Genomic DNA, 26,509 nt, shown 5'->3' on the forward strand with positions numbered 1-26,509 from the left:
AGTTACCACTATAAAAACAAGAGGTTAACGCGATGGTTAGTTCTACGACTGCGGCGCTCGCGCGTCGCCCGGTCTGCTCGTCTGCACCCTTTGGTTTGAGCGTTGCTGCGCTGCTGGTGCTGTGCAGCCAGGCCGCTCACGCTTTCGACATCGATACCGGCAACCCGGATTTCAAGCTGCGTTGGGACAACACGGTCAAGTACAGCGCTGCCTGGCGCACGCAGAATCCGAGCAGCAAGTTGACCGAGGGTCAGGTGGCGCTCAACCAGGACGATGGCGATCGTGCGTTCAAAAAAGGCCTGATTTCCAATCGCACCGACATCCTCTCGGAGCTGGATCTGTCGTTTCAGGATTTCGGCGCACGTTTGAGCGGTGCAGCGTGGTACGACAGCGAGTACCAGGGCAACAACGACAATAACGATCCGTCCCGCGCCAACGCGCGCTCCGTTGGCTACGACGAGTTCACCGACGACACCCGTCATCTGCACGGTGGTGACGGCGAAATCCTCGACGCCTTCGTTTATTGGAACGGTGAAGTGGCCGATCGCGCAACGTCGGTGCGCGCCGGTCGTCATGGTCTGATCTGGGGCGAGAGCCTGTTCTTCGGCGCCAACGGCATTGCCGGTGGCATGGCCCCGGTTGACGTGGTCAAGGCGCAGTCGGTGCCTAACACGCAGTTCAAGGAAATCACCCGTCCGGTCAATCAACTGTCAGGCACCTTCCAGCTGACTGACGACGTCTCGCTCGGCGCCTACTACCAACTCGAATGGGAAGAAACCCGCCTGCCCGCCGCTGGCAGTTATTTCTCCACCAGCGACACCATTGGCGAAGGCAATGAGAGTCTGATCGTCGGTGCGCCGTTTCCTGCATTCCTTGGCGGTAACCCGGCCAGTCCCGCGGCGTTTTTCCACGGTAATGACAAGGAAGCGCGCAGTTCGGGGCAGGGCGGTCTGCAACTGAAATACAGCGCTGAGACCGTCGAGTACGGCCTCTACGCCATCCAGTACCACGACAAGACGCCGAAGCTGTATCTGAAACCGTCGACGGCGGCGCCGAACTTCAGCACCGGCCAGATCGGCGAGTACTACTGGGTTTACCCCGAAGATATTCGCGCGCTGGGCGCGAGTTTTTCCACCACCGTGGACGAGTACAGCTTCGCCGGTGAAGCGTCGATGCGCTGGAACATGCCGCTGGTTTCGAACGGTCAGACCGTGCTGCCCGGCGTCATTGCCGACAACGATGACGACGCGCTCTACGCCGTGGGTCGCACCGCTCACGTCAACCTGAACGTGTTGGCGTCCTTTGGCCCGAACTTTATCGCCCGCGAGTCCGGACTGGTTGGCGAAGTGGCGTGGAACCGCCTGCTCAGCGTCACTAAAAATCGCACCGCGCTGGACCCGAACGCCACCGATGATGGCCTGGGTTTCAAAGTCGTCTATACGCCGACCTATCGCCAGTTCTCTTCCGGCATCGATATCAGCATTCCGGTTGGCGTCAGTTATTTCCCGCTGGGCAAATCAGCGGTGGTCAGCTCGTTCGGCCCGGACAAGGGTGGCGACATCAACATCGGCATTACCGCCACTTACCTCGATCGCGTCACGGCCGGCCTGACCTACACGCATTACTACGGCGCCGAGGACACCAACCTCAACGGCCTCAGCCAGTTCAATTACAAGCAATCGCTGAAGGATCGGGATTACCTCGCCTTCTCCGTCAAGACCACGTTTTAAGAGGACTTGCGCATGACTTCTCACCACCACAATCGCTTCCCACGGCTGAAGGCTCTGTGCTTTGCCTTGCTCGGAACGCTGACCGTCCTGAGCCAGGTTGCAACTGCGGCCACCGCAGAAGAGGCGGCCAAACTGTCGAGCAGTCTCACGCCAATGGGTGCCGAGCGCGCAGGCAATGCCGACGGCAGCATTCCGGCCTGGCAGGGCGGTTACACCAAGGTCGACCCCGCGTACAAACCGGGCGGCAAACGTAGCGATCCGTTTGCGGCTGACAAGCCGCTGTTCAGCATCACCTCAAAGAATCTGGCGCAATACGCCGCCAAGCTCAGCGATGGCACCAAGGAGATGTTCAAGCGTTTTCCTGACACCTATCGCATTGACGTCTATCCGACCCGTCGCTCGGCCGCCGCACCGCAATGGGTGTATGACAACACCCTGAAAAATGCCACCAGCGCCAAGCTGGTCGACAGCAGCGCTGGCCCGGTGCCCGAAGGCGCGTTTGGCGGTATTCCATTCCCGATTCCGCACAACGGCGCCGAAGCCATGTGGAACCACATCCTCAACTGGCGCGGCACGTCACTGGCCATGCACTTTCGCCATTACCTGATGACCGCAGATGGCAAACAGGTGATGACCACCGACGGCCAGGCGATTCAGGACATGCCGTATTACTACCAGGACGGCACGCCGGAAAGCTTCGCCGGTGATTACTGGCTGTTCCGTCTGCTTAACGTCGGCCCGCCGTTGCGTGCCGGTGAGCAAATCATGGGCCGGACCAATATCAACGGCGACAAGTCCCAGGCTCACGTTTATCTGACCGGCCAGCGCCGCGTGCGCAAATTACCGAATGCCTGCTGCGACACACCGACGCCGGCCACCGCCGGGGTGATGTCGTTCGATGAGTTGAGCGTGTTCCAGGGACGCATCGATCGCTTCGACTGGAAACTGGTCGGCAAGCAGGAAGTGTATATCCCTTACAACACCAACAAGGTCCTGACGGCCGGCAAACCGGAAGACCTGTTTCTGGCCCACCACATGAATCCTGATTACGTGCGCTGGGAATTGCATCGCGTGTGGGTGGTAGACGCCGAACTCGCGCCGGGCAAGCGTCACCAACTGCCGAAGGGCCGCTACTACCTCGACGAAGATACCTGGCAAGCGATGCTCGGCGATCGCTGGGACGCCAACGGTCAACTCGCCAAAACCTTGTGGTCGCTACCGGCCGTGCTGCCGGATCTACCAGCGCAAGCGCAGCTGTCTTCGGGTTTCTACGACCTGACCTCCGGCGCCTGGTTTATCCAGAACGTCTACACCGGTCTGCCTGAACAATACGGCGTGGTCGATCGCTACAAGGCGTCTGAATTCTCGCCGGCGGCGATGGCGGGTGCCGGGGTTCGTTGAATCGGGCCGGATCGCGACACGCTGTGGCGATCCGGTTTCACAGGTGGTTTCGAGGTCGGTATGAACAGAATCTGTCAGGTGCTCGGGCGGTTGTTAGCGTTACTGGCGCTGCCTTGCGTATTACCCGTGAGCCAGGCTCAGGCTGCTGCCGTTGAGGATGTATTGCACACCCCGGCGATGCGCGCGCCGCAGGCCCGGCAAGCGGTCTTGCTTGATCTGGCGCGGGCAGGTGCGCGGTTGGTGGCGGTCGGCGAACGCGGCATCGTCTTGCTCTCCGATGACAACGGCATCAATTGGCGGCAGGCGCAGGTGCCGGTCTCCGTCAGCCTTACGGCGGTGCAGTTTGTCGATGCCAATACCGGCTGGGCGGTCGGCCATGCCGGTGCGGTGCTGGTCACCCACGACGGTGGCGAAAACTGGGTTTTGCAACTGGACGGCAACCGCGCTGCGCAACTGGAGTTGCACGCCGCACGCGAGCAACTGCCAACCGCCAGTGACCCCGACGCAGCGGCGGCACGCGTGCAAACCGCCGAACGGATGGTCAGCGAAGGCGCGGACAAACCGTTTCTGAGCCTCAAGTTCACCGATGCGCGTCACGGCCTGATCGTCGGCGCCTACGGCCTCGCGTTTACCACCGAGGACGGCGGCGTGAGCTGGCAGTCGCTGATGGGCCAGATCGACAATCCGATGGGCGCGCATCTGTATTCCATCGCACAACACGGCGAGCGGTGGTTCATCGCCGGCGAGCAAGGCTATGTGGCCCGTTCCGAGGACGGCGGACAATCTTTCGTCGCGCTCGACAGCCCGTACAGCGGCAGCTTCTTCGCCCTGCAAGTACGCGATGACGGCACGCTGCTGGCGGCAGGACTGAAAGGCAACGCGTTCATTTCCACCGACGACGGCAACAGCTTCGTGCCCGCGCCCGTACCGATGCCGGTGTCCTTCAGTGAAGCGATTCGCAGCGCTGACGGCCAGCTGTTGTTGGTCAATCAGGCGGGCGCAATGTTTCGCACCACGGGCGACGCACCCACCCTGCAGCCTTTCGGCAAACCGCTGGGCAAACCGATTTCCAGTGTCGTGCAGGCCGCCGATGGCAGCCTGGTGCTGGCCGGTTTCACCGGGGTGACGCGCCTGGCGTCGCCCACTGCAACAGCTTCGGAGTGAGGTTATGAAACCATTCGACAACGCCACGGCCAGCCTGGCGAGTTTCGACCCGCGCTCCGGCTCGGTCGTGGAACGCACTTTGTTCAATCACCGGTTGTGGGTGTTGCTGGTGTGCCTGGTGACCACGCTTTTCCTGGGCTATCAGGCCACGCGCGTCGAGCTGAACGCCAGTTTCGAAAAGATGATTCCCACGCAACAACCTTACATCGCCAATTATCTGCAACATCAAAAGCAGCTCAGCGGTCTGGGCAACTCCTTGCGCATTGTCGTCGCCAATCGCCAGGGCGATATCTACGACGCTGACTATCTGAAAACCCTGCAGGCGTTGAGCGACAAGCTTTACCTGCTGCCCGGCGTCGACCGTGCCTACATGAAGTCGCTGTGGACCCCGGCAACTCGCTGGGTCGCAGTGACTGAAGACGGACTGGATGGCGGCCCGGTGATTCCGGACGATTACGCTGGCACCCCGGCCAGTCTCGAGGCCTTGCGCCGCAACGTGCAGCGCTCTAACGAACTCGGCCAACTGGTAGCGTTCGATCAAACCTCGAGCATCATTTACGTGCCGTTGCTGGCGACGACGGCCGACGGCCAGGCGCTGAATTACTCGGTGCTGTCGGAGCAACTGGAAGCGTTGCGCAGCGAGTACCAGAACGACAGGATCGACATTCACATCACCGGTTTCGCGAAAAAGGTCGGCGACCTGATTGCCGGGCTCAAGCAGATCCTGTTGTTCTTCGCCGTCGCGATCCTGATCACCACCGCCGTGTTGTTCTGGTACACACGCTGCCTGCGCAGCACGGTGCTAGTGGTGTTCTGCTCATTGGTGGCGGTGGTCTGGCAACTGGGCCTGTTGCCGTTGCTCGACTATCAACTGGATCCGTATTCGGTGCTGGTGCCGTTTCTGGTGTTCGCCATCGGCATGAGTCACGGTGCGCAGAAGATGAACGGCATCATGCAGGACATCGGTCGCGGCATGCCTCGGGTCGTTGCCGCGCGCTTCACCTTTCGCCGACTGTTCCTGGCCGGGCTGACGGCATTGCTCTGCGACGCTGTGGGTTTCGCCGTGCTGATGCTGATCAAGATCCAGGTGATTCAGGATCTGGCCGTGATCGCCAGCATCGGCGTGGCGGTGCTGATTTTCACCAACCTGATTCTGCTGCCGGTGTTGCTGTCCTATGTCGGCGTAACGCCGCGCGCGGCGCAATTGAGCCTGAAGAGCGAGCAGAACGATCAGGCCGGCGCGCGGCGTCATGGCTTCTGGCGTTTTCTCGATCTGTTTACCCGACGTCGCTGGGCCAGCCTGTGCATTGCCATCAGCCTGGCGTTGGCGGCATTGGGCTTTGTGGTCAGCCTGCAATTGAAGATCGGTGATCTGGATGCCGGCGCGCCGGAGCTGCGGGCCGACTCACGCTACAACCAGGACGATGCTTTTCTGACCCTGCACTACGGCGCCAGCAGTGATTTGTTCGCAGTGATGGTCAAGACTCCGGCCGGGCAGTGTGCGCGTTACGACATCCTTGCCAAAGTCGATGCGCTGGACTGGCAACTGCGTGCATTGCCGGGGGTGGATTCGACCAACTCGCTGGCCTTGCTCAACCGGCGCATGCTGGTTGGCCTCAGCGAAGGCAGCGCGAAGTGGTACGAGCTGCAGAACAATCAGGCGATGCTCAATATGATCACCGCCAGTGCGCCACGCGGTTTGTACAACGAGGATTGCAGCCTGTTGACGCTGTACGCCTACCTCACCGATCACAAGGCTGAAACGCTGACGCGGCTGGTCGAGCACGTCGAGCAATTCGCCGCCGCCAATAACAACGATGATGTGCAGTTCCTCCTGGCAGCGGGCAATGCCGGCATCGAAGCGGCGACCAATATCGTGGTCAAGCAGGCCAATCGCGAGATGCTCTTCTGGGTCTACGGCGCAGTGATCGTGCTGTGCCTGATCACCTTCCGTTCGTGGCGCGCCACGTTGTGCGCGGTGATTCCACTGATGGTCACCTCGATCCTCTGTGAAGCATTGATGGTCTGGCTGAACATCGGCGTGAAGGTCGCGACGTTGCCGGTCATCGCGTTGGGTGTCGGCATTGGCGTCGACTATGCGTTGTACGTGATGAGCATCCTGCTCGGCCATCTGCGCCAGGGCGCGAGCCTGTCCGAGGCTTATTACCGCGCTCTGGTGTCCACCGGCAAAGTGGTGATGCTCACCGGCATCACGCTCGCCATTGGCGTGGCCACGTGGATCTTCTCGCCAATCAAATTCCAGGCTGACATGGGCGTGCTGCTGGCGTTCATGTTCGTCTGGAACATGGTCGGCGCGCTGCTGCTGTTGCCAGCGCTGGCGTACTTTCTGCTGCCTGCACGGCGGACGAACACCGACGCAGAAACGCCGACTGAAGCAATCAATCGGGCCCTGCCGTCGCGAGCCGTGGCGGTAGATATTCACCAAGCGCGCCACCGGGAGACCTGTCATGGCCGTTGAGTCTTCATTTGAAAACAGCTGCCGCCACGCCGGTTTGACGCAGTCGTTGCTGTTGCTGCTCGGCAGCTGTCTGCCGGTGCTCGGCGCGGTATTGCTCGCACCGGTATTGCCGCGCATGCAGGCCCATTTTGCCGAGGTCGCGGGCAGCACCGTGCTGGTGCCGATCGTGCTGACCTTGCCGGCATTGATGATTGCATTACTGGCACCGTTTGCCGGGGTCATCGCCGATCGGCTCGGACGCAAACCGCTGTTGTTGGCGAGCATGGCCCTGTACACGCTCTGCGGTGTGTTGCCGCTGTGGCTCGATTCGCTGCCGGCGATTGTCGCCAGCCGCGCCGGGATCGGTCTGGCGGAGGCGGGGATCATGACCTGCTGCACGACGCTGATGGGCGACTACTACAGCGGCGCCCGACGCGAGCGCTTGTTCGCGTTGCAGATGGTCGCGACCTCACTGTCCGCTGCGGTGTTTATCGCGCTGGGTGGCTTTCTCGGCCAGGACGACTGGCGTACACCGTTTGCGCTGTACGCGGTCGGGCTGATTTTCCTGCCGCTGATGGCGTGGAAACTCTGGGAACCGCAACCCCGCGTGCAACCGGCAGCAACATTGCCGGTGCCAGTCCCGCGCCTGTTTCCGTGGCGCGCACTGACGCCCCTGTATGCGTTGTCGCTGCTCGCGGGCCTGAGCCTGTTCATCGTGCCGGTGCAGGCCGGCTACTTGCTCAACTTGTTGCACGTGGATGCGCCGCAGCAGATCGGCATGACCATGGGCGCCAATCAACTCGGCGTGCTCGTCGGCGCCTTGAGTTTCCGTTTGTTGAGCGGTCTGCGCAGCCAGCATCTGTTGCTGATTGCCTATGGCCTGGCCGGTATTGGCGGCTTGTTGATGGCCGCCGCCGGCAGTCACGCGCAAGTGGTGGTGGCTGTTCTGGTCAACGGTCTTGGCATCGGCCTGATGTTGCCGACGTTGATCACCTGGATCATGGCGCAAGTCGGTTTTGCTCAGCGTGGCCGAGCGGCGGGGTGTTTCACCGCAGCGATTTTTGCCGGCGAGTTCATCAGCCCGCTGGTGGTACTCGCCATCACTTCCGGGGCTTCCACGGCGTTGCCTCAAGCACTGGCCATGATCGGTTGGCTGCAACTGGTTGTGGCGCTGTTTTGTCTGTCCGTGCCGAGGCTCGGTGGACTGTTGACCCGCTCCCATGTCGGCGGTCGCGACTCCATCAGCAACGGCCATTGAACGAGGATTTTCCATGCAAGCGCTTCCCCCATTCAAACGCGTGGTCACCGGGCATGATGCCCAAGGCCGCGCGGTCGTCGCCAGTCACGCAGCAACTGCCAACGTCTTCGCACTGCAATCGGTGCCGGGCACGGTGTTTCATGAAATATGGAATAGCGGCGGCAGTCCGGCACTGCTCGACAATGCCGATGATCCAACCAGCAAACCCTTACAGCTGAGCCCCGGCCCGCAGGGCAGTGTGATTCGCGTCGTCGACATTCCGCCGGACAGCGTGCAGAACCAGGTCAGCGCTGCCGATGCTGCGGCCGCGTTTGCCGAGATTGGCCAGGCGCATGCCGGCACCGGCCAAGCGAACTCGCGGCACAAACTGATGCACCGCACCGAAACCCTCGATTACGGCATCGTCACCGAAGGCGAAGTCTGGCTGGTGCTCGACGATGAAGAGGTCCACCTCAAACGCGGCGACGTGGTGGTTCAACGTGGCACCAATCACGCGTGGAGCAACCACGCCGAGGCCATGGCGCGCATGGTGTTTATTCTGCTGGACGGGCGCTTTGCCGCTGAACTGCAAGACTGCCCGGGAGAAACGGCATGAAGCTCGCAACCTTGAAAAACGGCAGCCGTGACGGCCAATTGGTGGTGGTTTCGCGCGACATGGCCCGGGCGCTGGACGCCCGTTCGGTAGCGCCGACCTTGCAGCAAGCCATCGAAAACTGGGCTGAAGCCGAACCGTGTTTGCAAGCCCTGGCGCGTGAACTTGAAAACCAAGATTGCCGCGAGGCCTTTGCCTTCGACCCCGCGCAGGCGATGGCGCCGTTGCCGCGTGCTTATCAATGGTGCGATGGCTCGGCGTTTCTCAGTCACGGTGCACTGATGCAGAAGGCGTTCAACCTCGACCCGATCGAAGGCGCTGATCGCACGCCGTTGATGTACCAGGGCGCCGGTGATGACTTCATCGGTGCTCACGATGACATCGAACTGCCGAGTGAAAGCCAGGGCATCGATTTCGAAGGCGAATTTGTCGTGCTGGTCGATGATGTGCCGATGGGCTGTTCAGCCGAAAACGCGTTGCAGCACATCAAACTGATCCTGCAGATCAACGATGTCAGCCTGCGTGCGCTGGCACCGCGGGAAATGCGCACCGGGTTCGGTTTTCTGCAAGCCAAACCGTCCTCCAGTTTTGCCCCACTGGCGATTACCCCGGATGAACTCGGCGAAGCCTGGCGAGACGGCCGCGTCAATTTGCCCCTGCAAGTGCAGTGGAACGGCGAGTGGTTTGGCCAGCCGCACGGCGCGCAGATGAACTTTCATTTTGGCCAACTGATCGCCCACGCGGCCTTAACCCGGCGCTTGCGCGCCGGCACCCTGATCGGTTCCGGCACGGTGTCGAACGCCGAGCGCAACGTCGGCTCGGCGTGCATCGCCGAACGTCGGGCCATCGAGATGATCGAGCAGGGCGCGCCGGTGACAGGCTTCATGCGTTTCGGCGATCGCGTGCGCATGGACGTCACCGGCAGCGATGCTCAGTCACTGTTTGGCGCGATCGATCAACGCGTCGTCAAGGCCCACGGCTAAGGAACGCCCATGCGTGTACTGATTACCGGAGCCAATGGCTTTGTCGGCCGCGAACTGCTGCGTTGTCTGCTCGCGCGCGGCAGTTTGCGCGGGCAAGTCATTCGTTCGTTGCTGGTGCTGGACACCGATGTCCAAGGCCTGCCAGACGATCCGCGCCTGCGTCGGCACAGCGGCAGCGTGACGGATGCGGCGTTGATGCGCCGTGTCCTGGCCGATGGCATCGACGTGGTGTTTCACTTGGTCAGCATCCCCGGCGGAGCAGCGGAGGCGCATTACGAACTGGGTTATCAGGTCAACCTGCTCGCCAGCCTCGAGCTGCTTGATCAACTGCGCAACAAGGCGCGACCTCCGGTGTTGGTGTATGCCAGCAGCGTCGCGGTGTACGGCGCTGATCTGCCGGCAAAGATGAACGAGCAGGCTGAACTGCACCCGCAACTGTCGTACGGCACTCACAAGGTGATGGTCGAGCGCGCACTGATCGATCTGGGTCGGCGCGGTGAAGTCGACAGTCGCGCGGTGCGCCTGCCGGGCATTGTCGCGCGCCCACGCGAACCCAACGGTTTGCGCTCGGCCTTCATGAGCGACTTGATGCGTGCCTTTGCCGAGGGCGCTGAGTATTGCTGCCCGGTGTCACCGCAAGCAACAGCGTGGTGGATGTCGGCGCGCTGTTGCGTGAACAACCTGATCCACGCCGCCGAACTGGATGACGCCACCGCGCAACAGCGGGTCTGGCAACTGCCGGTGCTGCATTTGTCCATCGCCCAGGTCATTGACGCACTGGCGGCAACTTACGGCGAGCAACGCCGTGCGCTGATCAGTTTCGCCGCTGACCTTGACCTCGAAACCCTGTTCGGGCGCATGCCGCCCTTGAAAACCCCGCAGGCGCGCGCTGCTGGCTTCAGCCATGACGGCAGCGTCGCCACGCTTATTCGCAACGCCCTCAACCCAGCCCCTTATCGGCCTCTGCCGTTGAACGGAGATACGCCTCATGTCACAGCCCATCCAGCGTAAACGTCGTCTGGTCGACCTTTCGGTGACCCTCGATAACAACCCGTACACAGACCCGCCACCGCTGTTGCCGAAGATCGATTACATGGATCACCAGCAAGGCTGGCCGGAAATGGCCGCGATGTTCCCGGGCTTGCAGCTTGAGCAGATGCCCGGCAATGAGTCGTGGGCCGCCGAGCGTTTGCAGATCACCACCCACAGCGGCACCCACATGGATGCGCCCTGGCATTACGCCTCGACCACCGATGGTGGTGAGCCGGCGTTTGGCATTGATGAGTTGCCGCTCGACTGGTGCTTGCAGCCGGGGGTCAAACTGGATTTTCGCCATTTGCCCGACGGTCACGTGGTCACGGCAGAAGAGGTCGAAGCGGAACTCGCGCGTATCTCGTATGTGCTGCAACCACTTGATATCGTGCTGATCAACACACGTGCCGGTGCGCTGTTCGGTCAGCCGGGTTACCTCGATGCTGGCATCGGCATGGGGCGCGAAGCCACGATGTATCTGCTGGAACGCGGCGTGCGCGTGGTCGGCACTGACGCCTGGAGCTGGGACGCGCCGTTCAAATACACCCGTGAGCGTTTTTCTGCCAGCGGCGATGCCTCCATCATCTGGGAAGGGCACAAGGCCGGGCGCGATATCGGCTACGGGCAAATGGAAAAACTGGCCAACCTCGACTCCTTGCCCGCGAGCGGCTTCACGGTGTCGTGCTTTCCCTACAAGATCCGGCATGCGTCGGCAGGTTTTGTGCGCGCAGTGGCTATTTTCGAAGAGTGATCGGGCTGTTTGAGGCATTCCTTTAACGACAGTAAGAGAACGGCAGGCTTTGAACACAGTGGACGGCGTTTGCCGCCGCCACTGTTCTGAAGCAATCAACCCGTTGGATTGCGCAGTCGCTCGATTATTCTACGAGCACGATTGGCCCCGACGTCGACATGAATATCAATCATCGGACGTGTACCGAAGCGGCAGATGTTCTGGTACTGCGCTTCGATCACCACTTTGTCTTCGTCGAACGTCAATCGCGTCTGATGCAGAACTTTGGCTGTGACGGCTTCGGGATCATGTTCAGGGTTGGTGGCCATGGTCCAGAAATAGTGGCTTGAAGTGTCTGTTTCCGGCGTTACGCCGTGAAAACCGCGCATATGAAAACCGCCTCGATCCGGGTTGTTCAGGTCGTCCGTGCCTGCATTGATCGCGCCGGTCCAGATGCGCAGGTGATTGAAGTGAAATTCGATCTCCTGCCAGCGGTCGATGTTGCCTTTGAACGGGTAGGCCGCGGTGTAGGTCGGCGGCGGAACGGAATCGGGCATGTGGCGAACCACGCGAACCATCGAGTCATCCCCGTCCACGCTCATCTGCGCGTTCATGTGGATGCTGGCGTTACCACCGATGGTGTGCAGATGGACATAGCCCAGGTGACTGAGATCCATGAGGTTGTCGTGGATGAGTTGATAAGGCGCGTCGTAGTGATAGACATCACCGTCGAACAGGTATTTGCCGCTGCTGTGCACGTCATAGACCGGTGGCGCGAATGTCGGCTCAGGATGCTCGGCGCTGCCAAACCAGATCCAGATGATCTGATCCTGCTCCCGGACGGGGTAGGCAGGGACTTTGGCTTTGCTCGGGATCTTGTCCTGGCCCGGAATTTCGATGCATTTCCCGCCTTCATTGAACAGCAGACCGTGATAACCGCAGCGCAAACCGCGTTCCTCCACTGTGCCGCCGGACAAGGGCAATGCGCGATGGCAGCAGCGGTCTTCCAGCGCGGCGACCTGGTTATCTGCCGCGCGAAAAAGCACCACCGGTTTGTTCAGCAACGTACGGCCAAGGGGTTGGTCTTTCAGTTCCCGGCTCAAGGCCGCGACATACCATTGATCGAGGGGAAAGCTCGGCGCAGTGGCCGGGGCAATTTCATGTGCGAGGGGTTGGGCAGCGGTAGTCATGATGTTCTCCGGCGAGCGGTCGATGCTCGGTTCAGGTCAAAGATCCAATACCAGGCGGGGTGATTTGGCACGTGAGCAGCACGGGGTGAAACGGTCATTGGCAGCGTGTTCTGCAGCCGTCATGAACTGATCACGATGATCGGCAATGCCTTCGAGCAAGCCCGTGATACAGGTGCCGCAGACGCCTTGCTCGCACGATGATTCGATGGCAATCCCGGCCTCATCGAGCACCTCGAAAACAGTGCGATCGGCGGGGATGTAAAAAATCTGTCCTGTGCTTGCCAGTTGAACTTCGAAAGGCGAATCAGCGCTTGCATCGACAGGTGCGGCGGCGAAGAACTCTCTGTGCACGCGATCTTCGGGCCAGCCAGCGATCTGCGCGGTGTCGAGGATGAAATTCATGAAACCGGCGGGGCCGCACACGTAAAGGTGAGTCGTGGTATCTGGCGCGGCGAGGAGGGCGGTTGCGTCGAGTTTCTGTTCGGGCGATCCGCTGTCGTCATGCAAATGCACGTGGCTGGCGAACGGCGCTTGTCGCAGGTATTGGATAAACGCGGCACGCTCGCTGGATCGAAAGCTGTAATGCAGCTCGAAATCCGCGCCTTGATGATGAAGCTCATGCGCCATTGCCAGCATCGGCGTAATGCCAATACCGCCGCCAAACAGCAGTTGGCGCTTGGCTGAGTCCGCGAGTGGGAAGAGGTTGCGTGGTTCGCTGATGCTGAGTGTCTGGCCTTGGCTGATGGTGTCGTGCATCGCAGTGGAGCCACCCCGAGAGGCGGGATCCTTCAGCACACTGATCACGTAGCGATGACGCTCTCTGGAGTCATTGCACAGCGAGTACTGCCGGGTGAGGCCGCCGGCAATGTGGATGTCGATATGTGCACCGGCGTTGAAAGGTGGTAACGGCTGATCGTCCGCTGCGCACAGCTCGAAACTGCAAATACCCTCGGCCTCGACGACTTTGCGGGTGACGTTGACTTGAAGCATGACTTCTCCCTCCACATTGAAGTGGCTGCTGAAAAACGAACGGCAAAAAAGGGTGCGAGCGGGTGACGAATCAGCCGGGCGCGAAGAAGTAGAAACGGTGGGAAATCATGGGCGCCACGGAAGGGCACGGTTGGCGAGGGTTCATAAGCAAGACCTGTTAATTATTTTTTTGAGGTTGTGCTACGGCGTATCATGCGGCGCATCGTCCGCAATGTCAGGCTGAGTGAATCCTCAGATAATTTAGTTGCGGTGTCAACCAAATTGCAGGATCTTCGATCTACGGTGTTTCTTGATGCCTACCGATACACAACTGAACCTGTCGCGTTATGTACCTGGCCTGGTGACTTTCCTGGCGAACAAACTCGCCACGGGAGCCTCGCAGTGCTACCGCAAACACTTCGGAATCGGCGTGGTTGAATGGCGGATGCTTTCAATGCTGGCGGTTGAATCCGACATCACTGCCAATCGAATCTGCCAGGCGATCGGTCTCGACAAGAGCGCGGTCAGTCGTTCATTGCAGACATTGGAAGCGGCGGGGCGCATCACCAGTCAGCTGGATCCCAAGGACGCGCGGCGTTACACCGTGCGATTGACGGCCAGCGGTAAAGAACTGCATGACCGTGTGCTTAAAGTCGCACTGGAGCGCGAGTCGCGTCTGCTCAGCGGATTGACCCCGGCCGAGGTCGATACGTTGATTGACTTGCTTGGGCGCCTGCATCTGCAAGTGCCCAATGTGAACAGTTACGACCCGAGTGAGGAGTAAGTCGCGGCAGACTGCAGCGTGAAATTGGCGTTGAGGGTTACTGCCCGACGCGAGTTGGCGGGCTGCTGATATTGGGTGCATTGGATCAGAGATTGTGGACCGTCCAAAAGGCTGGGAGGCTAGCGTGACATTTACCATAAGGACATGCCGGAATGAGCTCAGGAAAAATCCTCGTCACAGGTGCGGCAGGAAAGATCGGCAATGCGTTTTGGGAAGAGCGCGACGATAAATCTGATTTGCGTTTAGCTGATTTAGACGTAACACGACTTCCTGACTCGGCACAGCGTTTCGCTCTGGATGTCACGGATCAAGCCAGTTGCCTTCGAGCTTGCGAAGGTATCCATACCGTCATCCATCTTGCTGCTGACCCTGACCCAGACGCCGATTTCATGACATCCCTGCTTCCAGTGAACATCGTGGGCACTTACAACATGCTGTTCGCCGCAAAGGCACAAGGCTGCAAGCGCTTCATATTTGCGAGCAGTGCCCAAGTGATCGAAGGATATCCAACGGATGTTCAGATACAGGAATGCATGGCACCTAAACCAGGCAATCTTTACGGCGTCAGCAAGGCATTTGGAGAAGCTTTGGCTTCGATGTATGCAAACGATGGACAAATGACAACTATCGCTGTCCGTATTGCCAACGTAGCCAAATTTCAACAAGGGGAGACCCACAGTCCCAGAGACGTCGCGGCCTTCATCAGTTTTAGAGATGTTGTCGCGCTACTCAATAGTTGCGTTGAAGCCGAGCTAAAGGGATTCCACGTTATCCATGGGGTCTCAGATAACCGCTATAAGCGCCTCTCTATTGATCAGAGTAGAAAAGTTGTCGGATATGCTCCCATTGATGATGGGTTTGAGATTCTGGAAGGAGGCGCTCAATCTGATTGAACGCAAACTTCCTCTGAGAAGGTCACCGTGATGCGCCGGGAAAACGGGCTGGTTTAATGATTGGCAGAGTTGCTCAGTTGCTGAAGCTCAAGTTGCCTGGCGGCACTGGCTTCCAGGGTCGCACGCTCTTCATCCAGATACCGATAAACGCTTTGGAGGTTGGCGATTTTCTGTTTGATGTCGGCCATCTTCTTTTCAATCAGCTTCGCGCCTTCAGCACAATCGATCAGCCTGTTGCGCTGCGCATCCAGAATCTCGCCGATTTCCCCCAGAGAAAACCCCATGCTTTGCGCGCGCTGGATAAAGTCCAGATCCAGCAGAGTTTGCTCGTTGTAAACGCGATAGTTGTTGGTTTGCCGCAGCGATGAGATCAGGCCGATTTGCTCGTAGTAACGCAACGTATGGCGGCTGGCGCCGCTGCGCGCTTCGAGTTCGCCGATTTTCATGGAAACACCGCTTGACTGTAGAGTGGGGTCGATACTTTACGCTTGATTTCTGACCTTCAACAAGGAACATGGAAATGAGCGTGGAGTGCTTTGTCACAGGCGGGACTGGTTTCGTCGGTCAACATTTAGTGGCGAACCTGAGTGCAAAAGGTCACACCGTTCGGGTGTTGATGCGTCGCCCTGAGCGACTGGCGGCCTTGCGCGAGCAAGTCGATAATCTGGGCGGGTGCGCATCCCGGGTATTCGCCGTAGCTGGCGATCTGGAGCAAGCCAACCTCGGGCTGAGTGTTGCTGACCGAGAAGTGCTGAGGCGCGCCAGCGTCATGTTCCACTTGGGCGCGCACTTCGCATGGGGGCTTTCAGTGGAGCACTCTCGTGCGGTGAACGTAGAAGGGGCGAAGCGCGTGGCGCTGTTGGCGGCTGAGCAAAAAAGCCGTTTAGTGATGATCGGCGGCTACATGCTGAAAAATCATGAACATCTACAACGCATCGGAATTGACCCTCGCTATCCGGAACGGACGAATTGGCCTGCCGTCTACCGGCGTGTCGGTGGTTACGAGGGAAGCAAGCTGGAGGCGCATTTTGCGACCCTGGAGGTCATGGCAGCCAAGGGCGGGCAGATTACAGTTGTCCACCCTGCGACGGTCTGTGGCCACAGCCGCACGGGGCATATCCTTGACGGTCAGCCGCTGGTGGAGCTGATACGCAACCTTGTTCAGGGCAAGTTGACTGCGGTGCCTGGCACCGCCAGGCACTGGCTGCCACTGGTGACCGTGGATTACCTGGCTGAACTGGTGGCAGTTTGTGCGTTTGATCCTGCCATGGTGGGTCAGGAACTGCTGGCGCTTGATGACCAGACGCCAAACCTGCGAGAACTCCTGATACAGGTTGCACAACCTTTGGGATTAAAGTCTCCCAAGCATCACATTTCACTTCGATTGCTGAAGCTGCTACTGAGTATTCCTCCCGTCGCGCGGTTCTTGAATACAAAACCCGAAGCCCTGGATTTTATCCAGACCACTCGTTTTAATACGGCGGCGGTTGAGCAATTTGCCAACAGGCACGGAATAGCCAAACCGGATATACGCCAGTCTTTGCAGCACACCGCAATGTTCGTCAATTCGCACTGCATAGCCAAGGGCCAGACCCTCTGACCCTTGGCGACACGAAGGCAAATAGCACTCTATCGGGATTAGTCGGCTGCTCGGGTGCTCAAACTTTGCGCCGTCGATACAGGGCGGCTTTCTATCGAACGACCATTCAGCGACAGGGATCGTCATCCATGCAATCGACTTTCAGGAAAGGCGTCATATTTGCACTCTCCGCTGCGGCACTGAACGCAACGATCGGTGTACTCAGCAAAATACTCATGAGTAATGGTTTCACCTCTACCAGTGTTGCTGTCATCAAGACCGTACTGGGTTGCGTGCTTCTCTCGATTCTGTTGTTTTTCCTCAAGCGCCCGGCGACATCGACCAAATGGACGCAGGCGGCTGTCTGCGCGTTTCTTGGCATCTTTGTGCTGTTCCATTTCGAAACGTCCGCCTATCGACACTACGCTGCGGCAGGTGTGGTGGTGGTGCTGATGGCCAGCGCCTCAATTTCCTCGATCATTCTGGGGCGCATTTTCCTCAAGGACGCGATCACCGCGAACGCTACTGTTGGCGCCACACTGGCTATCGCCGGAATCTCGGTAATCTTCGGCGGCGACCTGCAGCAGGGCTTTACACTGCAAGGTGCTGCGCTCGCCGCCGTGGCCGGTTCCGGCTATGGAGCCTTTTCGGTGGCCATGAAGCGTATGGGGGTGTCGGGAGGACTGCACTTCACCCGCCAATTGTTGTTCTTTGGCAGCCTGTACTTGCTGATGCCGGCTGCCGCCGATGGTTTTGTAATAGGCGAGTTGTCGCCGATGGCGATCGCCGCGCTGCTGGCGTTGGCCACGCTGCCGACAATCCTGGGCTTCTTCTGCACGACCAAGGCCATCGAGTATCTCAAGCCATCCCAAGTACAAGCGCTGGAATTGACCGAGCCACTGTTTGCCGCGCTGCTGGCGTTTGTGGCGCTCAATGAAGTACCGCGCGAAAGCCTCTACGCGGGAGCGGTGCTGATCATAGTCGGCCTGTGTTTCTCCAATGAACTCATACGCTTGGGCAGCAAAGCTTCCGTCCCTTCGACCGAGTGAGGCTATTCGGATCCTGATTACGCACGGTCCAAGAAGGATACGATGAAGAGAAAGGCAAGAAAGGCTGAAGTTCTGGCTGGAAAAACCGGGGCCCAGTCCAAAGCTGACAGTGGTGGGTATGCGGTTGCTTCGATGCTTTTCAATGAAGATCATCAGAACTCGACAAGGAGACGTCCCCCATGACCAAACCAATGCTTCATTTGATGTCAGGCAAGATTGCATCCGGTAAATCGACGTTGGCCAAGGCCTTGGCGTCTGAACGGTCGGCTATTTTGATGAGTGAGGATTATTGGCTCTCAAGGCTTTACCCTGATCAGATCCAATCAGTGGCCGATTACGTGAGGCTTGCGCGTCAGATTCGGGCACTGGTGGGCCCGCTTGTCATCGATGTGCTGAAGGCTGGCGTGACTGTGGTTCTGGATTTCCCGGCCAACACGCCAGAGGATCGGCTGTGGTTACGCGGTCTGGCTGACGCTGCCGAAATTCCCCACTGTTTCCACTACATCGAAGTGGATGATGAGACCTGTCGGGGCAGGCTACATCGGCGCAATGGCCGCGCCGAGCATGAGTTTACAGCAAGCGACGCTGAGTTTGATTTGATAACGAGCTACTTTCGTGCTCCAGATACGAATGAGGGGATACGGATTGAAATTCACCGATACTGAAGGGCGGGCATATTGCTTGGAGTGAGTTATCTGGAACGCCTGCTTCTGGCGTCGCAGGTGATCGTTGATGAGAGGGTAACCATGGACAACAGCCGAACTGCACTGGTCACTGGTGCAACCAAAGGAATCGGTTTCGCACTCAGTGCCCAGTTGAATCAGGCAGGCTGGAATGTGGTCGGCATTGCCAGGCATCCGGTTGATGATTTTCCCGGGAAGCTGCTGCTCTGTGATTTAAGCGATGCTCAGCAAACGAGGGAAATGCTTGAGAAACTCCTGGAACGGACCTCTATTGATGCCGTCGTCAACAACGCAGGTGTTGCGTCTCCACAAAGCCTGGAAACGCTGGAACTTGAAACACTCCAAAAAGTTTTTGACCTGAATGTCAGAGCCTCGGTACAAATCGCCCAGGCTTGCCTGCCGTCTCTCAAGCGATCTTCTGCAGGACGCATCGTGAATGTCTGCAGCCGTGCCATTTTTGGAGCCCGGGACAGAACCGCTTACGCTGCCGCAAAAAGCGCATTGGTGGGTGTCACTCGTACGTGGGCACTTGAGTTGGCGCCCATTGGCATTACCGTCAATGCAGTCGCACCGGGCCCTATAGACACCGAGCTTTTCCGAAAAAACCGACCCGTGGGAAGCGAGGGCGAGCGTCAGATACTGTCCACGATTCCGATGCAAAGACTGGGAACGCCATCAGAAGTGGCCTCGCTGATTAACTTCCTGCTGAGCGAGGCGGCATCCTTCGTAACGGGCCAAGTGATCAGCGTCGATGGGGGAGGGAGCCTCGGTGGGAAATAGCGATATGAAGCGGATTTTCAGCCTGCGTTGTTAATCTGTCAGTCTGCAGTCTCGAAGCGCTCGACAGACGAAATCGGCCAGAAGCGGTCGGTGGACAGAGACCTTCACAGGGAAAAAGCGTCGCCCTTTACCAAGAGGCTGCCCCATGGATGTTATTGCCGCTTACTCAAAACACCATCGACCTTGCGCGGGCGTATGCGCTGCCGCAGTGAAGGAGGGGGAACATGATAGGTAAACGTTTATTAGGTATGGTCGCATTGGCAGGATTACTAGCAGGACGAGCCCTGGCCGACGAGGAAAATGGCTTGGTGGTGCGCATCGCGCAACTCGAAATAGATCCTGCACAGGTTGCGGCCTATCAAGCCGCAGTCAAAGAAGAGATCTCAGAATCGACTCGAACAGAGCCGGGCGTTATATCAATCTATGCTGTCGCCGAAGTCGACCGCCCGAACTGGTTTCATTTCTTCGAAATCTACGCCGGCGATTCGGCATACCGAAGCCATATCGAATCGCCGCACTTCAAAAAGTACGCTGCCACTACCAAGTCGATGATTGTGTCAAAGCGCTTGATTGAAACCACGCCAATCGAGATAAGCCCCCGGCCTGGACCGTAATTCAAAAGCAGTGGCGCGAGCGTGGCCCTATATTTACTAGAAAGCTTGCGGCTCACGTTTAACTACACTAAATGGTCGTTTAGTCGAGTTAACGTAAAATGGCATCATATTCGACGGAGAAGAGACCGTGATCATGCGTGAAGCCAAAGCTAGAGACGTTATCAAAACGTTGGATCTGCAGCCTCACCTCGAAGGTGGCTATTTCCGTAGAACCTATCAGGCCGATCATCGCGACCCACTCGAAACCCCCAGCGGCCCACGGTATCTGATGACCTCGATTTACTATCTGCTGGATCAGCAATCACCGGTGGGCCAGTTTCATTTCAATCGATCCGACATCCTGCATTATTTCCACCTGGGCGACGCCATTGAGTACAGCCTGATTCATGCTGACGGCTCGTTGCAGACATTGGTGATGGGCGCCGACATTCTGGCAGGACAGCTTTTGCAATTACACGTACCGGGTGGACTATGGAAAGCTTCGCGGTTGCTCGAAGGCGAAAACGGATTTGGGCTGATCAGCGAAGCCGTTTCTCCAGGATTTGATTTTGCCGATATGGAAATGGGTGATCGGAAGAAACTCACGCAGCAATTCCCACAGCATCGAACGCTGATTGAAAAGCTGACGCGTGATGAGGGTTGAGCGTCGTCGAATTCAAGGAAAAGCTGTGGATCGGATTCAGGTCGATTCTGCAGGTTGAAATCAACTGTGCGACCGGGCTGGTCTCGCAACATCTTGTTACGTGTAATGTATATTATGTTAAATCATGTCAATTGATCCATACAACGACAGATTCGACAATCCCGCTTCTGGCGTCCACTCTCTCAACGCGTGTTCATAGCGAGTCCTTGAATGAGGTGACTGAGGATGAAGCTGATTCAGTGCCGTTTCTCTTCAGGTCAGCGTGTACCGCTGCTCGTGCAAGCTGGTTACGCAGCGCCGTTACCCATACTCATAGTGATGTTCAGCAAGCAGTTCGTGCTTGAACGCTGCTTTAAATATCCGCGCAGTCCCCTCACTGCTTTATTGTCGTGTGCCGACGACATCTAGCAGTCACGCGCCGTAAGATCCAGACTACCTATATATGATCATGAACTGGTGAGTCCGGTCTGACCCGTCTATGGTTTTGGACGTGGACCAAGGGGGCAGTGTGCTCGCCTCGGCCCTTGATTTCCTCCTCGGTAATACGCTTCAGGCCACTTTCAGCTCTCACAAGGATGTCCATATGACACGCGCCCTCCACTACCCATCAATCGAATTTCAAGACACGGAGGCACTGAAACGATCGCTGCTGGTGTGGGATGGTATCCATCGCATCGTCCCGACAGGGTACGCACCATACGATGACGTCGAAGTTTGTGAGGCGGTACAAGCAGGCGTTGTCGTCGACCTCGCTGTTACGCCGATGGAAAAGCATAGGGCTGCACATCGTTTTCTGGATTTTTATAACCTTCGAATCCGCTCAACGAGTCCGTTCGTTTGGCCCGCAGGATGCTCGTCTGAATCATTCACACGAATCAATCCCGAGAAAATTGAAGCCAAGCTTTTGCCGCTGTTCGAGGGGCTGGCCCAGCGTATGAACTCGGATGGTTTTTTAGAGGTGCCTGCAGAACTGGCCGGCAGCTATATGTTCTACCTAGCAACGTCTGTGGCGGAACAGCGGTCGCTGCAGCTTACAACTGATTCCTCAGACTGCTGGGCCGTCGGTACCTACTTCGCAAACGAAGGATGTTTTACTGAGGCGGTCTATGATGATGACGCCAATGCTTACCTGGCTAATATGGCTATCAACGACCTGCTGCCTTGTAGCATGGCTCATGTAAAAATCGACGCGCTTTTAAGGTTTCGCGAGGAACACACCGAGGTGAGGGCTCAGTTCCAGAAAGAGCTGAAGCTGTTGAAGGCTGAGATCTCAGCTTGTAATAATAAAGGCCATGCCCAGTACATCGTTGGCGACTTTGTTAAGCGTTTTGAACGGGCAAAATCTGACTATAGGGATTCGATTCGGTTCTTTCGAACGGATGACGTCTGCAGCGTTTTCTCTGTCGGAATCCCCGTGGCAGCCACAATGATTGCCATGCCGACCTTCGCCTCAGGAGACCCTTACGAGCCTTGGAGAGTTTGCGCGGGGCTGTTGATCGGTGCTGTCTCTGCTTTAGCCTCCCGCGAGCTGGAGCGAAAGCCCAAAAGTATTGCCTCTTATTTGGTAGGGAGTGAGCGAATCTCCAAATATCCAGGGCATACGCTTCACCGAAAATTTGAAGAGTTCATCAACGACTGATGAGGTGAGCACTACCGGGAAATCGTTCGCCAGAGCATCGTACAAAGGCTTTATCGCGTCTTTCGACTGGGAGGCCACGCCACGCGACCACGGGAAAAAGAGGTGATACCTGTGTTACACCTCGGCTTTGACGAGCGCTGTTTTATCGGTTGTTTCGGTGACTCGACTGATTGCCATCTGCGTTCTCCTTAACGAGTTCAAAGGCGCAGTTTCTCCGTTACGCATCGCCTGGGCCATGCTCCGCGCCTCATGTGTGCCAGCTAAGAGTCTGGCTTTAGGTCTTCGTCTGTTTACAGGAAAGGTTCTATTGCAGGAGTTGCTCAAAGATCCAAGTAGTTTCTTGCAACAGACGAATTATTCGGAATAGCCATATTTGAAATTATTATAACGTGCAGCCCTGTAGCGCCGCCGTCAACGAAACAGTCGTTTCGCCGGCAGCATCAAATCTCTCCTGATCAGGACTGACCTCTGCCACACCAACTTCAGTACCTGCTCGATACTTCACAACTAATGCCATCATCTCCTCTCTAGAAGCTATAACGGGCGCCAAACCTAACAATGAATTGGTATATTCAGCGCGAATGTAGTCCACACTCGCCACGACTTTTTCTACAAAGTGAGCTGCTGCATCCCTTGCAACAGAATCTCTTGAATGGCTGGCCAACTCAATCGTTATATCGTCTATAGCATTCACTTTACCCGTAATGCAGGAAAGCTTTTTCAGAGCAGCTACATAAATTTGAGTCTGTTCAGTAAATCGATACCGGTTCGAATTCGTAAGTCCAAGCGCCGCCAAGCCAGCTCCGGAGTTCATAAGACCTGTCTGATCTGCCAAAGCACCGACAACAGCCGCCAACCCGCCGTAGGTAGTCGCACCGCTTGACTCCCAGTTGAGCTTGTTGCGCGTCAATGCCCGTTCATAAATCCTGTCGCGATAGACCACAAGCTCTCGCTGCAAATCGAATATACCTCGATCGCTCGTTTTCTTGGCCGCCGCCCATTGATCATTGAAGGACATGAGCTCTTCTGCCGTGGGAAAAGGCGCCCAACTCTCTTTTACACTTGCACAACCGCTTAATGCTAGTAGAACCCCAGAGGACAGCAATAGAAAATTTCGCATAAAACTGCTCCTTTGCCGGAAAAATAGAATGTGCAATTTGCCATCACTGAGATATTAGTAGCTATGATGAAATACACCCAACGAATAATGGGGCAAGTGAAGTCACCTGTACCGAGAATTTCGGCATCAGTTAATTCAGGCGCGATTGAACCGCAAAGGAGCAGTCATGAATACTTTTGGCTTTAAAGGCTGGCAAGCGATCGCCGGAACAATTGTAATGATCGTAGCGGCTGAAAGTGCGCAAAGTGAAACAGACCGTACAAGCTCACATCCCGCTCTGGAATTTCAACTAGCAACGGAAGTGTTGGGTAGCGACCAGATTCAGTTGACAAACGGCATCTTGGTTTTACCTGGGGAATGGCCAGCCCTGATCATGGCGAGATTTTCACAACAAACGACGATGGGACTACGCTACTTCAGCTGTACTGCATCTTTGATCGGTCCTAACGTGGTACTGACAGCAGCTCACTGTGTCGATCCTCAAAGCAAGGACGGTAAAGCGCTGCAGGCATCTCTAAAAATCGGAAACAAGATTTTGCCAATGCACTGTGACATGCATCCCGGCTACATGAGCAAACCACTATTGGGGCTTTCACCACGAAGCAGCGACGATTTCGCACTCTGCATTCTGGACGATGGCGGCGAGCGCCCACAACAACTGAAGGACATGAAGTTCGAAGTGGTGGATTCAGAGGCGACACTTGTACGTGGAAGTGCAGTCGTCATGACCGGTTATGGTTGTAAAGAACTGAAAGTCGTGAACGGAGTACCCTCCGCAGGCAAGGCAGATAATCTTCTGCGAATAGGTGATGGCGTAATTGACAAACCGGCCGGGTCGGAAAAAACACGACCTTCCTATGTCACCATACGGTCAATCCCCAAAATTGAACCCGCATTATGTCCTGGTGACTCCGGAGGCCCGCTGCTTTCAGGCATAACGGCGCAAAATCAGGATCAGAACCGCCGAATTCGGGGTGTCAATTCCAGCATTGCCGTAGAGGGTGATTATTTCGTATCTCGCATTTCCGCGACCGGCACTCCTTCATTTCGCACATGGGCGAAGGAGTGGCTGGCTCAAAAGGGAAGTTTTAAACCAGAAGCGTGCGGATTGAATCTATCGGCAGGAGAAAGGCAATGCAGATTTTAGCCGGCTATGTGTCCTTGGGAATGCTGATTGCGCATGGTTCAACAATCATTTATGCCGACGAAAATGAGCGAGTATTGGCAATACGCGCAGTGAGTGAGCCTTCTCCGCAAATCGCGCGGCTGATTGATAAAATAGCGGAACCGATCATCGTTAAGCCTGATCAAGGCGCTACATTGAGGCAAACTATCACCCAACATTGTGGAAGCATTTCACCAGCATATATTGATCTATTGCAGGAAACTTCAGACCCCATCCCTCTCGATCAACCACTCGATCAGGGCGAAATCAAATTACCCGCTTGCCTGTATTACTCTTCCAGCAAAGCTCCGGAAATAACCGTGCGTAAAGGCGACAATGCCTTTGACTTGTATCGTATGCGAACTGGTGGCGGGGGAACGGAAAAGGAAATCGCAGAGTACTTCCAGTCCCCGGTTGACTCGCTCCGGAATTTGCAAATCGGCAAGAAGCTCCCCGCCCCCTCTATCACACTTCCCGTAACTTTATTAGCGCGACCTGGCAGTGAGGCGTTGCTCACGGAGTTACGTCAACTAGACCCACAGGGTACGGCGTTTAGGGAGCCACCTGTTGTACAAGGGGAAATTGTGATGGGAGTACCAACAAGTGAAATAGCGGCCCGCGGTGACTGTGATAGCCCATCCGAACCTCTTAACGGCGAAGCTATTTATCAGGCTTATGTTTTCTCTAAAAACCTTGCACGAAGCGATGAGATCAACGTTGAGGGAGGCCGAGCAAATTTAGCTATTGTTGATAACGGCTTTTTTGGTGCCCTACCCGTTTATCCTATTTCCAAAGCATTCGAAGGCAGCCCTTTCAAAAGCCGATATTTTAAATCTGACTCGGTGAACACTATTGCAGCAACTTTTACACTTGGAGGAATGCAGCCCATTAACTACACTTATGAAGTAAAACCAACGCCAGATAGTGGACATGGTACCCATGTAACCGGCATTGCCCTTGGGGGGCCACAGCTAAAACCTTACCTTGAAAAACTGGATGACGATCCTTGGGTCTCGGTAACAACTTTGAATATTGGTCGCGGGGAAAAAACCTTAGTCAAAGGTGCTTATGAATTAATGATTTCAAACCTGCTGCGTGAAGAATATCAAATTGTTAATCTTTCAATCACGCACGACGGCACCACTAATACGAATATAAAAGACATTTACAACAATCTGTTCAGAACGGCAAAAAGCACTTTGTTTGTTGTGGCCGCGGGCAACAACTGGGGCGCGGACGTCGCCAACAAAGGAATACTTCCTGCTGCGCTGGGCGGAACTAAAAACCCAAACGTAATTACGGTAGCAGCTATAGATGGAAAACATAAGCTCACAAATTTCAGCAACATCGGAGTCAACTCTGTTGACATGGCAGCGCCCGGATGCCAGATCAGCTCCTGGATTGCCAACACTAATGAAATCACCGTAATTAGTGGCACATCGCAGGCGACTCCCGCTATTACAAACGGGACAGCTCTACAACTTTCGCTGGCCGTTAAAGCCAGTCCTGAAACATTAAAAAATCGTGCTATATCCAGCGGCGACCTTCTGCCAGAAAGTGAGCGAGGTAAAACGGTTTATGAGGTTTCGTCCAACCCCGCACGCTCATTGTTAATGTTTCAGGACTATCTCGACGTGGAGGATGGTGCCTTACATCGGACGTTACTCGGTTCAATTCAGAACATGACGCCCATAACGTGCCCGGCCCACAGCAGTAAGGATCGAAAAAATATCAAGGACATGTTTTCACTCAAGCGTACTGAGGGTATCAGTTATTTTTTTGGGGGAATGCTCGCTGGCAGCATAGATCGCCCGTGCGTTATTGCAGATGACTCCAAAGCAGTTGTAAATTTTTCTGCGACGCATGAAATTTCATCAGATGGGAGGATACTGAAACTGCCTGCGGTACTTGAAAAATCATGGCTTTTAAGAGACGTTACCAATCTTGTTGTCCGCACACCAGTTAATGAACTTCTCTAAGCGTAGGCAGCCTCACGACGAGTACAAAGTCGCCGCAGTAAATACCAGGGTAATGGGGCGCATGGACCGGTTTT

General features: G+C 56.6%; 24 protein-coding genes. 20 read left to right on the forward strand and 4 right to left on the reverse strand.

What is annotated here, in order from left to right; all coding sequences use genetic code 11:
- Positions 1 to 32 precede the first annotated feature (32 nt).
- From CKW17_RS04330 to CKW17_RS04370, 9 genes are read left to right on the forward strand one after another with little or no spacing between them, the layout of a single operon-like run.
- Entirely contained in the window at positions 33 to 1,730 is a 1,698-nt protein-coding gene (locus tag CKW17_RS04330) for a DUF1302 domain-containing protein (RefSeq protein ID WP_095118859.1), read from the forward strand.
- Between the two features lie 12 nt (positions 1,731 to 1,742).
- The gene (locus CKW17_RS04335) at positions 1,743 to 3,131 is read left to right on the forward strand and encodes a DUF1329 domain-containing protein (RefSeq protein WP_095118860.1); all 1,389 of its coding nucleotides are present in this window, start codon (positions 1,743 to 1,745) and stop codon (positions 3,129 to 3,131) included.
- 60 nt (positions 3,132 to 3,191) lie between these two features.
- Positions 3,192 to 4,295: a YCF48-related protein gene (locus tag CKW17_RS04340; protein WP_095118861.1), complete on the forward strand. Its 1,104-nt coding sequence runs from the start codon at positions 3,192 to 3,194 to the stop codon at positions 4,293 to 4,295.
- A 4-nt stretch (positions 4,296 to 4,299) separates the two neighbouring features.
- Positions 4,300 to 6,774, forward strand: a complete 2,475-nt coding sequence (locus CKW17_RS04345) for an RND family transporter (protein ID WP_095118862.1) — start codon at positions 4,300 to 4,302, stop codon at positions 6,772 to 6,774.
- Positions 6,764 to 8,011 (forward strand): MFS transporter, encoded by a 1,248-nt coding sequence (locus tag CKW17_RS04350; protein ID WP_095118863.1) that lies wholly within the window; start codon positions 6,764 to 6,766, stop codon positions 8,009 to 8,011. Before CKW17_RS04345 ends, CKW17_RS04350 begins: the two co-directional genes overlap by 11 nt.
- Positions 8,012 to 8,024: 13 nt before the next feature.
- Complete coding sequence (locus CKW17_RS04355; RefSeq protein WP_095118864.1) at positions 8,025 to 8,606, forward strand: cupin domain-containing protein; 582 nt, start codon at positions 8,025 to 8,027, stop codon at positions 8,604 to 8,606.
- Positions 8,603 to 9,586: a fumarylacetoacetate hydrolase family protein gene (locus tag CKW17_RS04360; protein ID WP_095118865.1), complete on the forward strand. Its 984-nt coding sequence runs from the start codon at positions 8,603 to 8,605 to the stop codon at positions 9,584 to 9,586. The genes CKW17_RS04355 and CKW17_RS04360 overlap by 4 nt, the downstream gene beginning before the upstream one ends.
- Before the next feature lie 9 nt (positions 9,587 to 9,595).
- Positions 9,596 to 10,597 (forward strand): NAD-dependent epimerase/dehydratase family protein, encoded by a 1,002-nt coding sequence (locus CKW17_RS04365; protein WP_095118866.1) that lies wholly within the window; start codon positions 9,596 to 9,598, stop codon positions 10,595 to 10,597.
- The gene (locus CKW17_RS04370; protein ID WP_095118867.1) at positions 10,575 to 11,369 is read left to right on the forward strand and encodes a cyclase family protein; all 795 of its coding nucleotides are present in this window, start codon (positions 10,575 to 10,577) and stop codon (positions 11,367 to 11,369) included. Before CKW17_RS04365 ends, CKW17_RS04370 begins: the two co-directional genes overlap by 23 nt.
- Before the next feature lie 95 nt (positions 11,370 to 11,464).
- On the opposite strand, the gene CKW17_RS04375 is transcribed toward CKW17_RS04370, so the two are convergent.
- Both CKW17_RS04375 and CKW17_RS04380 read right to left on the reverse strand, forming a co-directional pair.
- Entirely contained in the window at positions 11,465 to 12,538 is a 1,074-nt protein-coding gene (locus tag CKW17_RS04375; protein ID WP_095118868.1) for an aromatic ring-hydroxylating dioxygenase subunit alpha, read from the reverse strand.
- Between the two features lie 36 nt (positions 12,539 to 12,574).
- Positions 12,575 to 13,528, reverse strand: a complete 954-nt coding sequence (locus tag CKW17_RS04380) for a PDR/VanB family oxidoreductase (RefSeq protein ID WP_095118869.1) — start codon at positions 13,526 to 13,528, stop codon at positions 12,575 to 12,577.
- 292 nt (positions 13,529 to 13,820) lie between these two features.
- On the opposite strand from CKW17_RS04380, the gene CKW17_RS04385 reads away from it, so the two are divergent.
- Positions 13,821 to 14,291, forward strand: coding sequence for a MarR family winged helix-turn-helix transcriptional regulator (locus CKW17_RS04385; RefSeq protein ID WP_007910265.1), 471 nt, complete (start codon positions 13,821 to 13,823; stop codon positions 14,289 to 14,291).
- Between the two features lie 152 nt (positions 14,292 to 14,443).
- Positions 14,444 to 15,184 carry an NAD(P)-dependent oxidoreductase gene (locus tag CKW17_RS04390; RefSeq protein WP_095118870.1) on the forward strand — a complete coding sequence of 247 codons (741 nt, stop codon included), beginning with the start codon at positions 14,444 to 14,446 and terminating at the stop codon, positions 15,182 to 15,184.
- A 53-nt stretch (positions 15,185 to 15,237) separates the two neighbouring features.
- Here CKW17_RS04390 and CKW17_RS04395 read toward each other — a convergent pair whose 3' ends face one another.
- The gene (locus CKW17_RS04395; RefSeq protein ID WP_095118871.1) at positions 15,238 to 15,630 is read right to left on the reverse strand and encodes a MerR family transcriptional regulator; all 393 of its coding nucleotides are present in this window, start codon (positions 15,628 to 15,630) and stop codon (positions 15,238 to 15,240) included.
- 74 nt (positions 15,631 to 15,704) lie between these two features.
- On the opposite strand from CKW17_RS04395, the gene CKW17_RS04400 reads away from it, so the two are divergent.
- The 7 genes from CKW17_RS04400 to CKW17_RS04435 all read left to right on the forward strand — a co-directional run bounded on the left by CKW17_RS04400 (position 15,705) and on the right by CKW17_RS04435 (position 22,171).
- A complete protein-coding gene (locus CKW17_RS04400) occupies positions 15,705 to 16,784 on the forward strand; it encodes an SDR family oxidoreductase (RefSeq protein ID WP_095118872.1) in 1,080 nt (359 codons plus the stop codon).
- A gap of 128 nt (positions 16,785 to 16,912) precedes the next feature.
- Entirely contained in the window at positions 16,913 to 17,812 is a 900-nt protein-coding gene (locus CKW17_RS04405) for a DMT family transporter (protein ID WP_095118873.1), read from the forward strand.
- A gap of 179 nt (positions 17,813 to 17,991) precedes the next feature.
- The gene (locus CKW17_RS04410; protein ID WP_095048959.1) at positions 17,992 to 18,477 is read left to right on the forward strand and encodes an ATP-binding protein; all 486 of its coding nucleotides are present in this window, start codon (positions 17,992 to 17,994) and stop codon (positions 18,475 to 18,477) included.
- Between the two features lie 81 nt (positions 18,478 to 18,558).
- Positions 18,559 to 19,275 (forward strand): SDR family oxidoreductase, encoded by a 717-nt coding sequence (locus tag CKW17_RS04415; protein ID WP_095119035.1) that lies wholly within the window; start codon positions 18,559 to 18,561, stop codon positions 19,273 to 19,275.
- Between the two features lie 224 nt (positions 19,276 to 19,499).
- Positions 19,500 to 19,889, forward strand: a complete 390-nt coding sequence (locus CKW17_RS04420) for a putative quinol monooxygenase (protein WP_095118874.1) — start codon at positions 19,500 to 19,502, stop codon at positions 19,887 to 19,889.
- 133 nt (positions 19,890 to 20,022) lie between these two features.
- On the forward strand, positions 20,023 to 20,532 hold the full coding sequence (locus tag CKW17_RS04425; protein WP_176470029.1) for a cupin domain-containing protein: 510 nt from the start codon (positions 20,023 to 20,025) through the stop codon (positions 20,530 to 20,532).
- A gap of 583 nt (positions 20,533 to 21,115) precedes the next feature.
- Positions 21,116 to 22,171, forward strand: a complete 1,056-nt coding sequence (locus CKW17_RS04435) for a hypothetical protein (RefSeq protein WP_095119036.1) — start codon at positions 21,116 to 21,118, stop codon at positions 22,169 to 22,171.
- Positions 22,172 to 22,553: 382 nt separating this feature from the next.
- Here CKW17_RS04435 and CKW17_RS04440 read toward each other — a convergent pair whose 3' ends face one another.
- Entirely contained in the window at positions 22,554 to 23,291 is a 738-nt protein-coding gene (locus tag CKW17_RS04440; protein ID WP_095118877.1) for a hypothetical protein, read from the reverse strand.
- A 166-nt stretch (positions 23,292 to 23,457) separates the two neighbouring features.
- Between CKW17_RS04440 and CKW17_RS04445 the strand changes: the two genes are divergently transcribed.
- Together CKW17_RS04445 and CKW17_RS04450 are read left to right on the forward strand one after the other, a co-directional pair.
- A complete protein-coding gene (locus tag CKW17_RS04445; RefSeq protein WP_095118878.1) occupies positions 23,458 to 24,438 on the forward strand; it encodes a trypsin-like serine protease in 981 nt (326 codons plus the stop codon).
- The gene (locus CKW17_RS04450; RefSeq protein WP_095118879.1) at positions 24,426 to 26,435 is read left to right on the forward strand and encodes a S8 family serine peptidase; all 2,010 of its coding nucleotides are present in this window, start codon (positions 24,426 to 24,428) and stop codon (positions 26,433 to 26,435) included. The genes CKW17_RS04445 and CKW17_RS04450 overlap by 13 nt, the downstream gene beginning before the upstream one ends.
- Positions 26,436 to 26,509: the final 74 nt, after the last annotated feature.

The organism is Pseudomonas sp. Irchel s3f10 (assembly GCF_900187515.1).
In the GTDB taxonomy this organism is placed as follows: Bacteria; Pseudomonadota; Gammaproteobacteria; order Pseudomonadales; family Pseudomonadaceae; genus Aquipseudomonas; species Aquipseudomonas tensinigenes.

Bases quoted from the DNA above. Each gene is read 5' to 3' on its own strand.
- CKW17_RS04400 (WP_095118872.1), top strand. From the start codon at position 15,705: ATGAGCGTGGAGTGCTTTGTCACAGGCGGGACTGGTTTCGTCGGTCAA.
- CKW17_RS04385 (WP_007910265.1), top strand. From the start codon at position 13,821: ATGCCTACCGATACACAACTGAACCTGTCGCGTTATGTACCTGGCCTG.
- CKW17_RS04330 (WP_095118859.1), top strand. From the start codon at position 33: ATGGTTAGTTCTACGACTGCGGCGCTCGCGCGTCGCCCGGTCTGCTCG.
- CKW17_RS04405 (WP_095118873.1), top strand. From the start codon at position 16,913: ATGCAATCGACTTTCAGGAAAGGCGTCATATTTGCACTCTCCGCTGCG.
- CKW17_RS04435 (WP_095119036.1), top strand. From the start codon at position 21,116: ATGACACGCGCCCTCCACTACCCATCAATCGAATTTCAAGACACGGAG.
- CKW17_RS04380 (WP_095118869.1), bottom strand. From the start codon at position 13,528: ATGCTTCAAGTCAACGTCACCCGCAAAGTCGTCGAGGCCGAGGGTATT.
- CKW17_RS04365 (WP_095118866.1), top strand. From the start codon at position 9,596: ATGCGTGTACTGATTACCGGAGCCAATGGCTTTGTCGGCCGCGAACTG.
- CKW17_RS04420 (WP_095118874.1), top strand. From the start codon at position 19,500: ATGATAGGTAAACGTTTATTAGGTATGGTCGCATTGGCAGGATTACTA.
- CKW17_RS04345 (WP_095118862.1), top strand. From the start codon at position 4,300: ATGAAACCATTCGACAACGCCACGGCCAGCCTGGCGAGTTTCGACCCG.
- CKW17_RS04390 (WP_095118870.1), top strand. From the start codon at position 14,444: ATGAGCTCAGGAAAAATCCTCGTCACAGGTGCGGCAGGAAAGATCGGC.
- CKW17_RS04335 (WP_095118860.1), top strand. From the start codon at position 1,743: ATGACTTCTCACCACCACAATCGCTTCCCACGGCTGAAGGCTCTGTGC.
- CKW17_RS04375 (WP_095118868.1), bottom strand. From the start codon at position 12,538: ATGACTACCGCTGCCCAACCCCTCGCACATGAAATTGCCCCGGCCACT.
- CKW17_RS04370 (WP_095118867.1), top strand. From the start codon at position 10,575: ATGTCACAGCCCATCCAGCGTAAACGTCGTCTGGTCGACCTTTCGGTG.
- CKW17_RS04450 (WP_095118879.1), top strand. From the start codon at position 24,426: ATGCAGATTTTAGCCGGCTATGTGTCCTTGGGAATGCTGATTGCGCAT.
- CKW17_RS04440 (WP_095118877.1), bottom strand. From the start codon at position 23,291: ATGCGAAATTTTCTATTGCTGTCCTCTGGGGTTCTACTAGCATTAAGC.
- CKW17_RS04340 (WP_095118861.1), top strand. From the start codon at position 3,192: ATGAACAGAATCTGTCAGGTGCTCGGGCGGTTGTTAGCGTTACTGGCG.
- CKW17_RS04355 (WP_095118864.1), top strand. From the start codon at position 8,025: ATGCAAGCGCTTCCCCCATTCAAACGCGTGGTCACCGGGCATGATGCC.
- CKW17_RS04445 (WP_095118878.1), top strand. From the start codon at position 23,458: ATGAATACTTTTGGCTTTAAAGGCTGGCAAGCGATCGCCGGAACAATT.
- CKW17_RS04360 (WP_095118865.1), top strand. From the start codon at position 8,603: ATGAAGCTCGCAACCTTGAAAAACGGCAGCCGTGACGGCCAATTGGTG.
- CKW17_RS04415 (WP_095119035.1), top strand. From the start codon at position 18,559: ATGGACAACAGCCGAACTGCACTGGTCACTGGTGCAACCAAAGGAATC.
- CKW17_RS04395 (WP_095118871.1), bottom strand. From the start codon at position 15,630: ATGAAAATCGGCGAACTCGAAGCGCGCAGCGGCGCCAGCCGCCATACG.
- CKW17_RS04425 (WP_176470029.1), top strand. From the start codon at position 20,023: ATGCGTGAAGCCAAAGCTAGAGACGTTATCAAAACGTTGGATCTGCAG.
- CKW17_RS04410 (WP_095048959.1), top strand. From the start codon at position 17,992: ATGACCAAACCAATGCTTCATTTGATGTCAGGCAAGATTGCATCCGGT.
- CKW17_RS04350 (WP_095118863.1), top strand. From the start codon at position 6,764: ATGGCCGTTGAGTCTTCATTTGAAAACAGCTGCCGCCACGCCGGTTTG.